The sequence below is a fragment of the Rhizobium sp. 05L429 genome (assembly GCF_056397645.1).
The window spans coordinates 119982-133106 of sequence record NZ_JBFTNV010000005.1 but is presented as its reverse complement, the minus strand read 5'-3'; the positions used below and the strand labels follow the sequence as shown (position 1 = coordinate 133106).

13 protein-coding genes are annotated in these 13125 nt (G+C 60.2%); 8 read left to right on the top strand and 5 right to left on the bottom strand.

Translation table 11 applies throughout. The annotated features are described in order from the left end of the window. Positions 1-45 precede the first annotated feature (45 nt). The 8 genes from AC1DNW_RS06855 (at position 46) to AC1DNW_RS06820 (ending at position 8099) form a co-directional block, all read left to right on the top strand. A complete protein-coding gene (locus AC1DNW_RS06855; RefSeq protein ID WP_113308262.1) occupies positions 46-2262 on the top strand; it encodes a primosomal protein N' in 2217 nt (738 codons plus the stop codon). Positions 2263-2340: 78 nt separating this feature from the next. Then, positions 2341-2730, top strand: coding sequence for an AGROH133_08824 family phage infection protein (locus AC1DNW_RS06850; RefSeq protein ID WP_113308261.1), 390 nt, complete (start codon positions 2341-2343; stop codon positions 2728-2730). 254 nt (positions 2731-2984) lie between these two features. Continuing rightward, positions 2985-3551, top strand: a complete 567-nt coding sequence (locus tag AC1DNW_RS06845) for a F0F1 ATP synthase subunit delta (protein ID WP_113308260.1) — start codon at positions 2985-2987, stop codon at positions 3549-3551. Next, entirely contained in the window at positions 3551-5080 is a 1530-nt protein-coding gene (gene atpA / locus AC1DNW_RS06840; protein ID WP_113299152.1) for a F0F1 ATP synthase subunit alpha, read from the top strand. The genes AC1DNW_RS06845 and atpA overlap by 1 nt, the downstream gene beginning before the upstream one ends. 28 nt (positions 5081-5108) lie before the next feature. Beyond that, positions 5109-5993, top strand: coding sequence for a F0F1 ATP synthase subunit gamma (locus AC1DNW_RS06835; protein WP_113308259.1), 885 nt, complete (start codon positions 5109-5111; stop codon positions 5991-5993). A gap of 23 nt (positions 5994-6016) precedes the next feature. Then, the gene (atpD, locus tag AC1DNW_RS06830) at positions 6017-7453 is read left to right on the top strand and encodes a F0F1 ATP synthase subunit beta (RefSeq protein ID WP_113308258.1); all 1437 of its coding nucleotides are present in this window, start codon (positions 6017-6019) and stop codon (positions 7451-7453) included. Then, a complete protein-coding gene (locus AC1DNW_RS06825) occupies positions 7453-7692 on the top strand; it encodes a hypothetical protein (RefSeq protein WP_113299149.1) in 240 nt (79 codons plus the stop codon). Before atpD ends, AC1DNW_RS06825 begins: the two co-directional genes overlap by 1 nt. Next, the gene (locus tag AC1DNW_RS06820) at positions 7692-8099 is read left to right on the top strand and encodes a F0F1 ATP synthase subunit epsilon (RefSeq protein WP_113308256.1); all 408 of its coding nucleotides are present in this window, start codon (positions 7692-7694) and stop codon (positions 8097-8099) included. Before AC1DNW_RS06825 ends, AC1DNW_RS06820 begins: the two co-directional genes overlap by 1 nt. 276 nt (positions 8100-8375) lie before the next feature. Here the strand turns inward: AC1DNW_RS06820 and AC1DNW_RS06815 are convergent, their stop codons facing one another. The 5 genes from AC1DNW_RS06815 to AC1DNW_RS06795 all read right to left on the bottom strand — a co-directional run bounded on the left by AC1DNW_RS06815 (position 8376) and on the right by AC1DNW_RS06795 (position 13113). Further along, the gene (locus AC1DNW_RS06815; RefSeq protein WP_113308255.1) at positions 8376-9113 is read right to left on the bottom strand and encodes a sugar transferase; all 738 of its coding nucleotides are present in this window, start codon (positions 9111-9113) and stop codon (positions 8376-8378) included. Between the two features lie 165 nt (positions 9114-9278). Further along, positions 9279-10490, bottom strand: a complete 1212-nt coding sequence (locus tag AC1DNW_RS06810; protein ID WP_113308254.1) for an acyltransferase family protein — start codon at positions 10488-10490, stop codon at positions 9279-9281. 64 nt (positions 10491-10554) lie between these two features. Further along, positions 10555-11562, bottom strand: a complete 1008-nt coding sequence (locus AC1DNW_RS06805) for an ABC transporter substrate-binding protein (protein WP_113308279.1) — start codon at positions 11560-11562, stop codon at positions 10555-10557. Positions 11563-11569: 7 nt separating this feature from the next. Further along, on the bottom strand, positions 11570-12325 hold the full coding sequence (locus AC1DNW_RS06800) for an ABC transporter ATP-binding protein (protein ID WP_113308253.1): 756 nt from the start codon (positions 12323-12325) through the stop codon (positions 11570-11572). Beyond that, on the bottom strand, positions 12322-13113 hold the full coding sequence (locus tag AC1DNW_RS06795; RefSeq protein ID WP_113308252.1) for an ABC transporter permease: 792 nt from the start codon (positions 13111-13113) through the stop codon (positions 12322-12324). The genes AC1DNW_RS06800 and AC1DNW_RS06795 overlap by 4 nt, the downstream gene beginning before the upstream one ends. Positions 13114-13125: the final 12 nt, after the last annotated feature.

Genomic DNA, 13125 nt, shown 5'->3' with positions numbered 1-13125 from the left:
TCGGCGGGTTTCATTTTATGGCCGTTGCGGGCATGGTCTGCCGCAATGAGTACAGATTCGTCCGATCTTTTTGGCGCGCTTTTCGAGGCTCCGCCCGTGAACCGTACGGTTCCGGTGCTGGTGCCGATGCCGGCGCCAAAACCCTATTCCTATTCGGTGCCTGAAGGCATGGCGGTCGAGCCCGGCTCGGTCGTGCAGGTGCCGCTCGGGCCACGCCAGGTGATCGGCGTCGTCTGGGATGGCGGCGAGGATGGCGTCGATCCTAAGAAGCTCAGGCCCATCACCCACGTTTTCGATTGCCCGCCGCTCAACAAGGAGATGCGGGATTTCATCGACTGGGTGGCGACCTATACGCTTTCTCCGCCGGGACTGGTGGCGCGGATGGCGCTGAGGGCGCCGAATGCTTTCGAGCCGGAGCCGATGGTGGAGGGATTGCGTTTCGTCGGCGGCGAGCCGGAGCGGATGACGCCGGCGCGCGCCCGTGTGCTTGACGCAACATCGGACGGGCTTTCCTGGACGCGTACCGGCCTTGCGCATGCGGCGGGCGTTTCCACCAGCGTTGTCGACGGGCTGATAGCACAGGGCATCTTCGAGACCATCTTCCTGCCGCCGCCGCCCATCGTTGCCAAGCCGGACCCGGATTTTATCGGTTCGCGCCTCGAAGGGCCGCAGAAGGAAGCTGCCGAGGAAATTCTGGATGAGGTGCGCAAGGGCGAATTCGCGGTTTCGCTGATCGACGGCGTTACCGGCTCCGGCAAGACGGAAGTCTATTTCGAGGCGATTGCCGAAACTCTCAGGCGCGGCAAGCAGGTGCTGATCCTGCTGCCGGAGATCGCGCTTACCGCAAGTTTCCTCGAACGTTTTCAGGATCGCTTCGGCGCGAAACCTGCCGAATGGCATTCCGACCTTGCACCGCGAACCCGTGAAAAGGTCTGGCGGCAGGCGGTGACCGGAGAGGTGCGGGTCGTCGCCGGCGCACGCTCGGCCCTCTTCCTGCCGTTCGAAGATCTGGGCCTCATCGTCGTCGATGAAGAGCACGATCCTGCCTACAAGCAGGAGGACCGGGTCTACTACAATGCGCGCGACATGGCGGTCGTGCGGGCGCGGATCGGCGATTTCCCCGTCGTGCTCGTTTCGGCGACGCCTTCGGTTGAAAGCCAGGTGAACGGCCAGAGTGGACGCTACAGCACGATCCATCTGCCGACGCGTTTTGGCGATGCCGCGCTGCCCGACCTGCATCTCGTCGACATGCGGCGCCATGCGCCGGAGCGCGGCGGTTTCCTGTCGCCGGTGCTGGTTCGGGCGATCGGCAAAACAGTGGAGAAGGGCGAGCAGGCGCTGCTCTTCCTCAATCGCCGCGGTTATGCGCCGCTGACGCTCTGCCGTGTCTGCGGCCATCGTTTCCAGTGCCCGCAATGTTCGAGCTGGCTGGTGGAGCATCGCTTCCGCCGGCAATTGCAATGCCATCAGTGCGGTCATAACGAGCCGACGCCGGAGGCCTGCCCGGAATGCGGGACGCTCGACCATCTCGTTGCTTGCGGGCCGGGCGTGGAGCGCATTGCCGAAGAGGTGGAGCGGCATTTTCCGGATGCGCGCACCATCGTGCTTTCCTCCGACATCTTGGGCGGGGTGAAGCGGCTGCGGCTGGAGCTCGATGCTATCGCCAAGGGCGAAGCCGATATCGTCATCGGCACGCAGCTTGTCGCCAAGGGGCACAACTTCCCGCTGATGACGCTGGTCGGCATCGTCGATTCCGATCTTGGCCTGGCGAACGGTGATCCGCGCGCGGCCGAGCGGACCTTCCAGCTGCTTTCGCAGGTCACGGGCCGCGCCGGCCGAACGGGCCTGAAGAGCCACGGTCTGCTGCAGACCTACCAGCCGCAGCATCCTGTCATGCAGGCGATCGTCTCCGGCGATGCCCGGGCTTTCTACGAGCGCGAGATCAGCGAGCGCGAGCGTGCCATCCTGCCGCCCTTCGGCAGGCTCGCCTCCATCATCGTTTCAGCCGATACGCGCCATGATGCGGAAAACCATGCGCGCGGCATGCGCAACGCCGCACCGCAGGTGTCAGGCATTTCCGTTCTCGGGCCGGCGGAGGCGCCGCTGGCGCTGGTGCGCGGCCGCCATCGCTTCCGCCTCCTGGTGCATGGCCGCCGGAACTCGGACATGCAGGCCTATCTGCGGGCGATGCTCTTACAATCGCCGAAGGAGCGCGGCTCGGTTCAGGTGCAGCTCGATATCGATCCGCAGAGCTTCCTGTAGATCGTTGCGGCCCGGCGTTTCCGGATGTCGCCGATCATGGCATAAACACAGAATCAGCTGATGATTTGGGGTCGAGGCATGGAGTTCTACTTTCCGACGGAGATGGGCGAGCAGCTTGCTTTCGGCGCGGCGGCTTTCACTGCGGTTGCCGGTTTCATCATGATGTTTGCACCCGGCCTTGCCATGCGTTTCTTCGGCCTTGCTCCGCGCGGCGAGCGGCGCGAAGGTTTCAGTGAAGTGCGGTCGATAGGCGGTTTCTATCTCGGTCTCGGCCTTGCCGCGATCATGCTGGCGCAGGACTGGACTTATCTGGCGCTTGGAGCGGCCTTCGCGATGGCGGCTTTCGCTCGCATCATTTCCATCCTGTCCGACAGGGGGAGCACGATGCTCAATTATTTACTTCTGGTTGTACAGGCCGCCGTTGCGGCTTTGCCACTCCTTCACGTATTTGGCTTCCTGCAGGGCTGATCCAGAGCCGAAAGAGAGCGCTTCACAGGCCGCTTTCGGGCGTTTGCGTGATTTTGCCGATAGAAAATCATGTGAAAGGCTTATTCGGGCGTTACGCGTGTTGCGAGTCCGAACATCCTATGTTAGACGGACCCCGAATTTCGGAAGAAGCAAGAGGCTTCTCTTGCGATTTCTGGGGGAAATCAAAACGAATTCAAAGTCATAGGCTCGGCGCCCGTCGGAAGTCGGATTTTGGATTGAAATCAGGGAAATTTGTGCCCGTGGCAGACACGTCCCAGCTTACTTCTGGTGTTGCCGAGCGCTATGCCTCGTCTCTTTTCGAGTTGGCGCTCGAAGAAGGTGTGGTCGACAGCGTTACCGCCGATCTCGACCGTTTCCAGGCGATGCTGGATGAGAGCAGCGACCTGAAGCGCTTCGTCATGAGCCCGGTTTTCTCCTCCGAGGATCAGGTGAAGGCCATCATCGCTCTCAGCGAGAAGGCTGGCATCTCGGGTTTCTTCGCCAATTTCCTGAAGGTCGTGGCGCGTAACCGTCGCCTGTTTGCCCTGCCGGGCATGATCAAGGCCTTCCGTATCATTGCTGCCAACCATCGCGGCGAAATTTCTGCCGAAGTCACTTCGGCCCATGCGCTGACTGAAGCGCAGGAAACCGAATTGAAGGCGGCACTCAAGAGCGTCACCGGCAAAGACGTGACGATCAACGTCACGGTTGATCCGTCAATTCTTGGTGGTCTGATCGTCAAGGTCGGGTCCCGTCAGATTGATACGTCTCTTCGTACCAAACTCTCTACCCTTAAGCTCGCATTGAAAGAGGTTGGCTGATGGATATCCGCGCCGCGGAAATTTCCGCAATTCTCAAAGACCAGATCAAAAATTTCGGCAAAGAGGCAGAAGTCTCGGAAGTCGGCCAGGTTCTCTCCGTCGGTGACGGTATCGCTCGCGTTTACGGTCTGGACAACGTCCAGGCAGGTGAAATGGTCGAGTTCCCGGGCGGCATCCGCGGCATGGCGCTCAACCTTGAATCCGACAATGTCGGTGTCGTTATTTTCGGCGCCGACCGCGACATCAAGGAAGGCGACACCGTCAAGCGCACTGGCGCGATCGTTGACGTTCCGGTCGGTCCGGAACTGCTCGGCCGTGTTGTCGATGCTCTCGGCAATCCGATCGACGGCAAGGGCCCGATCAACGCGACCCGCCGTTCGCGCGTCGACATCAAGGCTCCGGGCATCATTCCGCGCAAGTCGGTTCATGAGCCGATGTCGACCGGCCTCAAGGCCATCGACGCCCTCATCCCGGTTGGCCGCGGCCAGCGCGAGCTCGTCATCGGCGACCGCCAGACCGGCAAGACCGCGATCCTGCTCGATGCCTTCCTCAACCAGAAGGCCATTCACGAGAACGGTCCGGAAGGTGAGAAGCTTTACTGCGTCTACGTCGCCATCGGTCAGAAGCGTTCGACTGTCGCACAGTTCGTCAAGGTGCTCGAAGAGCGCGGCGCGCTGAAGTATTCGATCATCGTTGCCGCTACCGCTTCCGATCCGGCTCCGATGCAGTATCTGGCACCGTTTGCCGGCTGCGCCATGGGCGAATATTTCCGCGATAACGGCATGCACGCGCTGATCGGTTACGACGACCTGTCCAAGCAGGCCGTTTCCTACCGCCAGATGTCGCTGCTGCTGCGCCGCCCGCCGGGCCGCGAAGCCTATCCGGGCGACGTTTTCTACCTGCACTCGCGTCTCCTTGAGCGCGCTGCGAAGATGAACGACGACCAGGGCGCCGGCTCGCTGACTGCTCTTCCTGTTATCGAAACGCAGGGCAACGACGTGTCGGCCTTCATTCCGACCAACGTGATCTCGATCACCGACGGCCAGATCTTCCTTGAAACCGACCTGTTCTATCAGGGCATCCGCCCGGCCGTGAACGTCGGTCTGTCGGTTTCCCGCGTCGGTTCGGCGGCGCAGATCAAGGCGATGAAGCAGGTTGCCGGCTCGATCAAGGGCGAACTTGCCCAGTATCGCGAAATGGCTGCCTTCGCCCAGTTCGGTTCGGACCTTGACGCTGCAACGCAGCGCCTGCTGAACCGCGGTGCGCGCCTGACCGAACTTCTGAAGCAGCCGCAGTTCTCGCCGCTGAAGACGGAAGAGCAGGTTGCGGTGATTTTCGCTGGCGTTAACGGCTATCTCGACAAGCTGCCGGTCGCATCGGTCGGCAAGTTCGAGCAGGGCTTGCTTTCGTACCTGCGTTCGGAAGGCTCCGCCATCCTCGACGCGATCCGCACGGAAAAGGCAATCAGCGACGGCACCAGGAGCCAGCTCACGGCTGCTGTTGACAGCTTCGCCAAGTCTTTCTCGTAATCGGGCCCTAAGTTAGGACGGATAACGGATGCCTTCACTTAAGGATCTGAAGAACCGGATCGCCTCCGTCAAGGCGACGCAGAAGATCACCAAGGCGATGAAAATGGTCGCCGCGGCGAAGCTTCGGCGTGCGCAGGAGGCGGCCGAGGCCGCCAGGCCCTATTCGCAGCGCATGGGTGCGGTTCTGGCGAACATCGCCAAGGCCGTTACCGATGCAGACGGTGCGCCGGCGCTTATGACCGGCACCGGCAAGGACCAGGTCCATCTGCTCGTCGTCTGCACCGCGGAGCGCGGTCTTTGCGGTGGCTTCAACTCGCAGATCGCGCGTTTTGCGCGCGATCACGTCCGCAAGCTGACCGCTGAGGGCAAGACGGTAAAGATCTTCACCGTCGGCAAGAAGGGTTACGACATTCTGCGTCGCGAATACGCTTCGCTGATCATCGAGCGCAAGGAACTGCGCGATGTGAAGCGCGTCGGCTTCGAGAACGCAGACCAGATCGGCAAGCGCATCATCGAGATGTTCGAAGCCGGCGAATTCGACGTCTGCACGTTGTTCTATTCCGAGTTCAAGTCGGTCATCTCGCAGATTCCGACCGCACAGCAGCTCATTCCGGCCAAGGCCCCTGAGGTTGTCGCCGAGGACGCAGAACATGCTGGCGCTGTATACGAATACGAGCCGGATCCGGCGTCGATCCTCGACGATCTGATCCCGCGCAATATCTCTGTCCAGATCTTCCGTGCTCTCCTTGAGAACGTCGCGGGTGAAATGGGCGCCAAGATGAGCGCGATGGATAACGCGACGCGCAATGCTGGTGAGATGATCAATAAGCTGACGCTGAGCTACAACCGTCAGCGTCAGGCGCAGATCACCAAGGAACTCATTGAAATCATTTCGGGCGCGGAAGCGCTCTGAGGTTAGGAAAAGAGGGTCAGAAAATGGCTGAGGCAGCTACCCCCAAGACCGGCTCTGTCGGCAGAGTCACACAGGTTATCGGCGCCGTCGTTGACGTTGCTTTCGAAGGCGATCTGCCGAAGATCCTGAACGCGCTGGAAACGAGCAACAACGGCAACCGTCTGGTTCTCGAAGTTGCCCAGCACCTCGGCGAAAACGAAGTTCGTACCATTGCGATGGACTCGTCCGAAGGTCTCGTCCGCGGCCAGGTAGTCACCGATACCGGTGCTCCGATCATGGTTCCGGTGGGTAACGAGACGCTCGGCCGCATCATGAACGTCATCGGCGAGCCGGTCGACGAAGCTGGTCCGCTGGTTACCGCACACAAGCGTTCCATCCACCAGGACGCACCGGCCTATGTGGAGCAGTCCACGGAAGCACAGATCCTCGTCACCGGCATCAAGGTCGTCGATCTTCTCGCGCCTTACGCACGCGGCGGCAAGATCGGCCTCTTTGGCGGCGCAGGCGTCGGCAAGACCGTTCTGATCATGGAACTGATCAACAACGTCGCCAAGGCGCATGGTGGTTACTCGGTTTTCGCAGGTGTCGGTGAACGTACCCGCGAGGGCAACGACCTCTACCACGAAATGATCGAATCGAACGTCAACAAGCATGGCGGCGGCGAAGGCTCCAAGGCTGCGCTGGTTTATGGCCAGATGAACGAACCGCCGGGCGCCCGCGCTCGCGTCGCTCTGACTGGTCTGACGGTTGCCGAACACTTCCGCGACCAGGGTCAGGACGTTCTGTTCTTCGTCGACAATATCTTCCGCTTCACGCAGGCAGGTTCGGAAGTGTCGGCTCTGCTCGGCCGTATTCCTTCGGCCGTCGGCTATCAGCCGACGCTTGCAACGGACATGGGTCAGATGCAGGAACGCATCACCACGACGACGACCGGCTCGATCACCTCGGTTCAGGCCATTTACGTTCCGGCCGACGACTTGACCGACCCGGCACCGGCAACCTCGTTCGCCCACTTGGACGCAACGACGGTTCTGTCGCGTTCTATCGCTGAAAAGGGCATCTACCCGGCTGTCGACCCGCTCGACTCCACCTCGCGCATGCTCGATCCGCTGGTCGTCGGCGACGAACATTACGAAATTGCCCGTAAGGTTCAGTCGACCCTCCAGCGCTACAAGGCCCTGCAGGACATCATCGCCATCCTGGGCATGGACGAACTGTCCGAAGAGGACAAGATCGCTGTTGCCCGCGCCCGCAAGATTGAACGCTTCCTGTCGCAGCCGTTCTTCGTTGCCGAAGTCTTCACCGGCTCGCCGGGCAAGCTCGTTGCTCTCGAAGACACGATCAAGGGCTTCAAGGGTCTCGTCAACGGCGAGTATGACCACCTGCCGGAGGCTGCCTTCTACATGGTTGGCTCGATCGATGAAGCTGTCGAGAAAGCCAAGAAGCTCGCAGCTGCCTGATGAGCGATGCTCAGGACGAGATATTCTGCTGCGACTCCCTCAAAGGGGTCGTGGCGGAACTCCCTGAACCTGCAGTGCCGACCATATACCGTGCCGATAACGGCGTGACGATGATGGTGGTGGGGTTGGCGCAGACCGAGGAAGGCCTCGGATATCTCGACCAAGCGATAATGCACTGCCCGTTCTGCGGGACCAAATTGCAAGATGCGAAAGCCATAGCCGAGAAGGTAAGTCACTGATGGCTGACAATTTCAACTTTGAGCTCGTTTCGCCGGAGCGTCTGCTGTTGTCGGAAATGGTGACCGAGGTCGTCATTCCTGCGACCGAAGGCGAGATGACGGTCATGGCCAATCATGCTCCGACGATGACGACCATCAAGCCGGGCATCGTGAGCGTACGTTCCGCTTCCGGCTCCAAGCAGGACTACGTCGTGTTTGGCGGTTTTGCCGACATCCTGCCGACCGGCTGCACGCTGCTTGCCGAGTCTGCTGTTCGCGTCGAAGAACTCAACAAGGACGAACTGACCCGCCGTATCGAAGCTGCGAAGAAAGAGCTCGAAGATACCGAGCATCACGAGCATAAGTCCAAGCTCGAGCACTTCATCATGGAACTGACCCACCTGCGTGGCGTCGTCCAGCAGGACTGATCGGCTCAGTCAAAGACTGACAGAGTGAGAAAAACGGCCTTTCAAGGCCGCTTTTTCTTTGGCAAGCCGCACCCTGCGGCAGGCGCAGCGCCGTTCATCATACGTCATCGTTTGCAGGGGTAGCCGCATAGAAGTGCCGAGCGACACCCTGGAAGGCTTCTTTGATGCCAGTCCGGCTTTATTCATCGCTGCGAAGGCTGCGGGTATCATACCGGACATTGAAACGAAAAGAGGTGGCTTTCGCCGCACGTCCTGGAAGTCACTTGAAGTGGCTTTTCAGAAGCCGGTGCCACCGCGCAGTTCGGACAGCAGTGTGCCGAACAGGATCTTCATATCCAGCCAGAGGCTGAAATTTCTGATGTAATAGATATCGCTGGCGATGCGGGCGCGTGCCTTTGTCGGGCGCTCTGTCGGGCCGCGCCAGCCGCGCGTCTGGGCAAGGCCGGTAATGCCCGGCCGCATCAGATGGCGGTAATGATATTCGGGCACCAGCTCTTCGTAGAGCATGCCGGCTGCGCGCATGTTGATGGCATGGCATCGGGGCCCGACGAGCGACATATCGCCCTTGATAACGTTGAGAAGCTGGGGAAGCTCGTCGATATTGGTCTTGCGCAGGAAGGCGCCGATCCGCGTTACGCGCCGATCGCCCTTGACGGTCTGTTCGATGCCGGTCGGATCGCAGAGGTCCGTCCGCATGGAGCGGAACTTGTAGACGGTGATCTTGCTGCCCTTCAGGCCCCAGCGAATCTGCCGGAAAAATATCGGTCCGCCGTCATCGATCACGATGAGAAGCGCAATGGTCAGAAGAACCGGAAACAGGATGACTAGGGCGCTGGTTGCCCCGAAAATGTCGAAAGCTCTTTTCAAACCAAGCTGAAGCCGGTTTCGCCCATCCAACGAGACAAAGCTGTCGGGCTGGCGAATATTGGAATTCGCTGCCTCTAGAGCCTTCATCTTCACTGTTTTTGCAGAGAAAACCGTCTCTTGAAGCTTGTTTGAAGTAAACACGTTCATTAAGCAACGTCCGTGGGAATACTCTCATATTGCATCGCGCCGGCACAAATACATGGACAGGATCGATTTGTCACCCGCTTGCTTAATGTTTTCGTAACCCTAACGGGGCCAAATTTGGGAGTATTTCGAAATATGTCCCGGATATTTTGGCTGGCTTCGAATTAACTATATTGCGTTAATGGCTGAATTCTTGCGCGTTATGCGTGCGGCGCGTCGTATTGCCGGCCGCTCGAGAAGGAAATAGCTGAGGCTTGCTATAGGAAAAATGATCACCGTCGCAAAGGTGCAGCCGATAAACCAATCCCGTAACGGATCGTCTTTCCCGATCCCGAATATGGCCGGAGAGATCGTCTGCATCGAAGTCAGCACGATGTCCTGCCAGATATAGATGCCGAAGGAGATGGTTGCAGCAAAACGCATGAAGGCATTGTCCAGCAGTGCCGCAAGCAGCACGGAGCGTGAGAGCGACACAAGGGCGACAGCGATCAGAACCGGAAAAAGCGGAAAGGCATAGGGGATTCCGAGCCATCCATAGGCTTCCCAAGGTCCGCCTGTCGAAAGCGGTAGCTGGAAGCCGGCTGCAACAAGGCAGGCAAATGCAATAATGTCGAACCAGATCCGACGCTTTCGCGCCAGCAGGATCTGAATGCCGGCTGCGAGTGAACCGAGTGCGAAAACGGCGAAGAAGCCGATTGGATTGTAGTTGGGCATCCACTCCTTCGCGCCGCCATGCATGCCATACTGCCAGCCACGGTCAATCTCATTGGGAGGGGCAAGCGCACGGAAGGTTTCATGGCCGATCAGTGCTGCGACAATGATGCCGAGCCAGGCAAGGCGCGTCACGAGCGGCGATCGGCGTTTTTCCGGGATGGCGAAAAGCCAGAGGAAGCCAAGCGGCAGCAGCACATAGCTCGTCGCTTCGAAGGATATGGACCAGAGCGGGCCGTTCCCTTCGACAGGAAAGAAGGTGCGCCAGTGCCATTGGCTCATGAAGAAGAGACCGCTGGCATAGCGCATAAGGAGTTCCGGTGTCAGCGCAAATTCAAGCAGCGTGAAGCTCAGGATGAAGCCCGCGGTCAAAGCCACCCAATAGCCGGGTACGATGCGGGTCGCGCGACGCAGTGCATAGATGCGCAGGTCGGGCATGGCACCACCGGCGTCAAGGGCGCGCCAGAACGGCAAGGCCAGCAGGAATCCGCTGAGAATGAAGAAGATGGCGACGCCGAAATTGCCGAAGCGCAAGGCAGTCAGCGTCGGCCGCGATCCTTCGCCGAGTTTGGTGAGGTCGATGCGCAAAATGAGATGATGGATGAGGACGAGCAAGCAGGCGGCTGCGCGCAAGAAATCCGCCCCGGCCACCCGGTTCTGCTGCTGCATGTCACTCCCTCGCTCCTTGCGGGACCTTGCAGCGGAAAGCTGCTGCCCGCAAGGGCGGCTCGCCTCAGCCGAGGAGATCGTTGGTGTAGTAGGCGGAAAAGTCGGGTTTTTCCTTCAGTGCCGTACCGTTGGCATCGAGGAGGATGCCATGATCGAACAGGAAGGTGCCGATCGCTTCCGCCTTGGCCGGATCGATGGTGCCGATCGCGCCGTTTTCGCCCTTAAGGAAATGCCCCTCGACAAGGGCCTTCTGCGATGCCTTGACAAGGTCGGTGTTAAGCAGTGCGCCATTGCTGCCGGCAATCAGGAGATCGCAGGCTTCGTCCGGGTTCTCGACCGAATAGGCGTAACCCTTCAGCGTCGCCTGGACGAATGCGCGGGCGTTTTTCGGATTGGCCGCAAGATAGGCATCGCTCGAAGCGATCGCGGTCGTCTGCTCGTCGGGAATGCCGTAATCGCTATAACGCCAGCGGCCGACCTGCCGGTTCTCGAGTTGGGCGGCAATGCCCTCCCAGGTGTAGATTTCCAGCGTGAAATCCACGGCGCCATTGTCGAGTGCCTCATAGGCCGAGGTGCCGAGGGTAACGTTCTGGATTGTGCCCTTGCCGCCGTCGTTGCGGATCATCGAGGAGACGAGCGCTTCCTCCCATGCGCCGCCGAAGCCGCCATAGGTCTTGCCGTCCAAATCCCGGGGGCTCTTGATGTCGTCGCGGCCGCCCTTGAAGATCAATCTGCCGGTTTCCGTCTGCACCACGGCGTAGACAAGTTTCACATCCGCACCGGCGGCGCGCTGGGTGAAAGTCTCGATCTCTCCGCAGATACCGAAATCGGCGACACCGTTTGCGACCAGCGTGCCGGCGCTGGTATCGGCATAAGGCAGGATTTCGACGTTGAGGCCGGCAGCCTCATAGAAACCCTTCGCCTTGGCGACATAGATGCCGATGTGATTGGTGTTCGGTGTCCAGTCGAGTGCGACGCGCGCTTTGGCGGTGGATTGGGCGAAGGCGGTGCGGCCGGCAAGGCTTGCGGCCATGGCGGCAAAAAGGGTCTGTCGGCGGGTGAGAAGCATCAGGACCTCCTCAGGTTCTTTGCGGATGCAGCAGTGTTTGAAGAATTTCGGTTTCGATCGCTTGAGCAGTCGGGGAACCAAGGTCGGCAAGCGTACGCGGCCTCGCGAGTGGTACCTCGAATTCCCTGACTACCGTTGCGGGGCGAGCGGAAAGCACATAGATGCGGTCGGACAGGAAGACGGCTTCCCGCACATCGTGGGTAATCAGAAGGGCTGTCCAGCGGTGATCCGTCCACATACCCTGCAGCCATTCCTGCATCTGCGTGCGGGTCAGTGCGTCGAGTGCGCCGAAGGGCTCGTCGAGCAGTAGCATGTCCTGGCGCTGGATCACGGTGCGCAGCAGGGCGGCGCGCTGGCGCATGCCCCCTGAAAGAGCTGCGGGGTAGTGGTTTTCGAAGCCGGCAAGGCCGAAGCGCTCAAAGAGGGGGGCGGCTGCGGCGCGCGCTTGGCTGCGGCGCATACCATGTACTTCGAGGCCGAGGATTGCATTGTCGATGACGCTTCGCCACGGCATCAACGCATCGCGCTGGGGCATGAAGGCGAAGGCGTGAGCGGCTTGCGCGAGCGGGGTGCCGTCGAAGAAAATGTCACCATTATCGGCTTGAAGCGCCTGCGTCAGCAGCCTGAGGATCGTCGACTTGCCGGAACCCGAGGGGCCGACGATCGAGACGAATTCGCCTCTGGCGATATGGAGAGAAATATCCTTCAGCACTTCCATGCCATCGAAGGACTTCGAGATGTTCTTCAGCTGCAGCATACCGCTCATCGGCGTTTCTCCGCCGAGGATTGCCAAGGCATGACGAGATGCTGGATCGCCAGCGCAAGGCCGAAGAGGCAAAGTGTCAGAAGGGCGCTGACGACAACGGCGGCGAGCACGAGATCGGGGCGGAAATTGTTCTTGGCATTGAGAATGTAGATCCCAAGGCCACGGGCAGCGCCTGCATATTCGGCGAAGATCGCACCGACGACCGCATAGGTGATCGATATGCGAAGGCCGGCAAAGAAGAAGGGCATGGCGGAGGGAAGCCGTGCCAGGCGGAAGATGCGCCAGCGGCTTGCCTTCATGGAACTCAGAAGCTCGGCGATATCCCCGTCTGTCGATTCATAGCCCTGCAACAGGGCGACCAGCAGCGGAAAGAAGGTGACGAGGGCAACGAGCAGGAGTTTCGGCAGCAGCCCGAAGCCGAACCACAGCACGACCAAAGGCGCGATTGCCACCAGCGGCAGTGTCTGGCTGACGATGAAGAGCGGCAGCAGCGCGCGGCGCATGAAGGGCACGAAATCCATCAGCACGGACGAGGCGAAGGCGAAGACCAGCGACAGGGCAAAACCGCCGAGTGTTGCGCTGAGCGTCGGCCAGGTATTGTCGAGCAGGGCCTGCCTGTTCACCCAGCCCTGCGTGAGTATGCGCGAAGGCGAGGGAAGAATGGAGGGTTTGATGCCGGAGAAGTCGACATAGAGCTCCCAAACAGCCAGGAAGGCGGCCACAGCAAGAATGGCGGGCAAGGCCCGCCTCAGCGGCGCAAATGTCGAATCCGGTTTCGCTAGGGTCATTGCCGTCAGGCG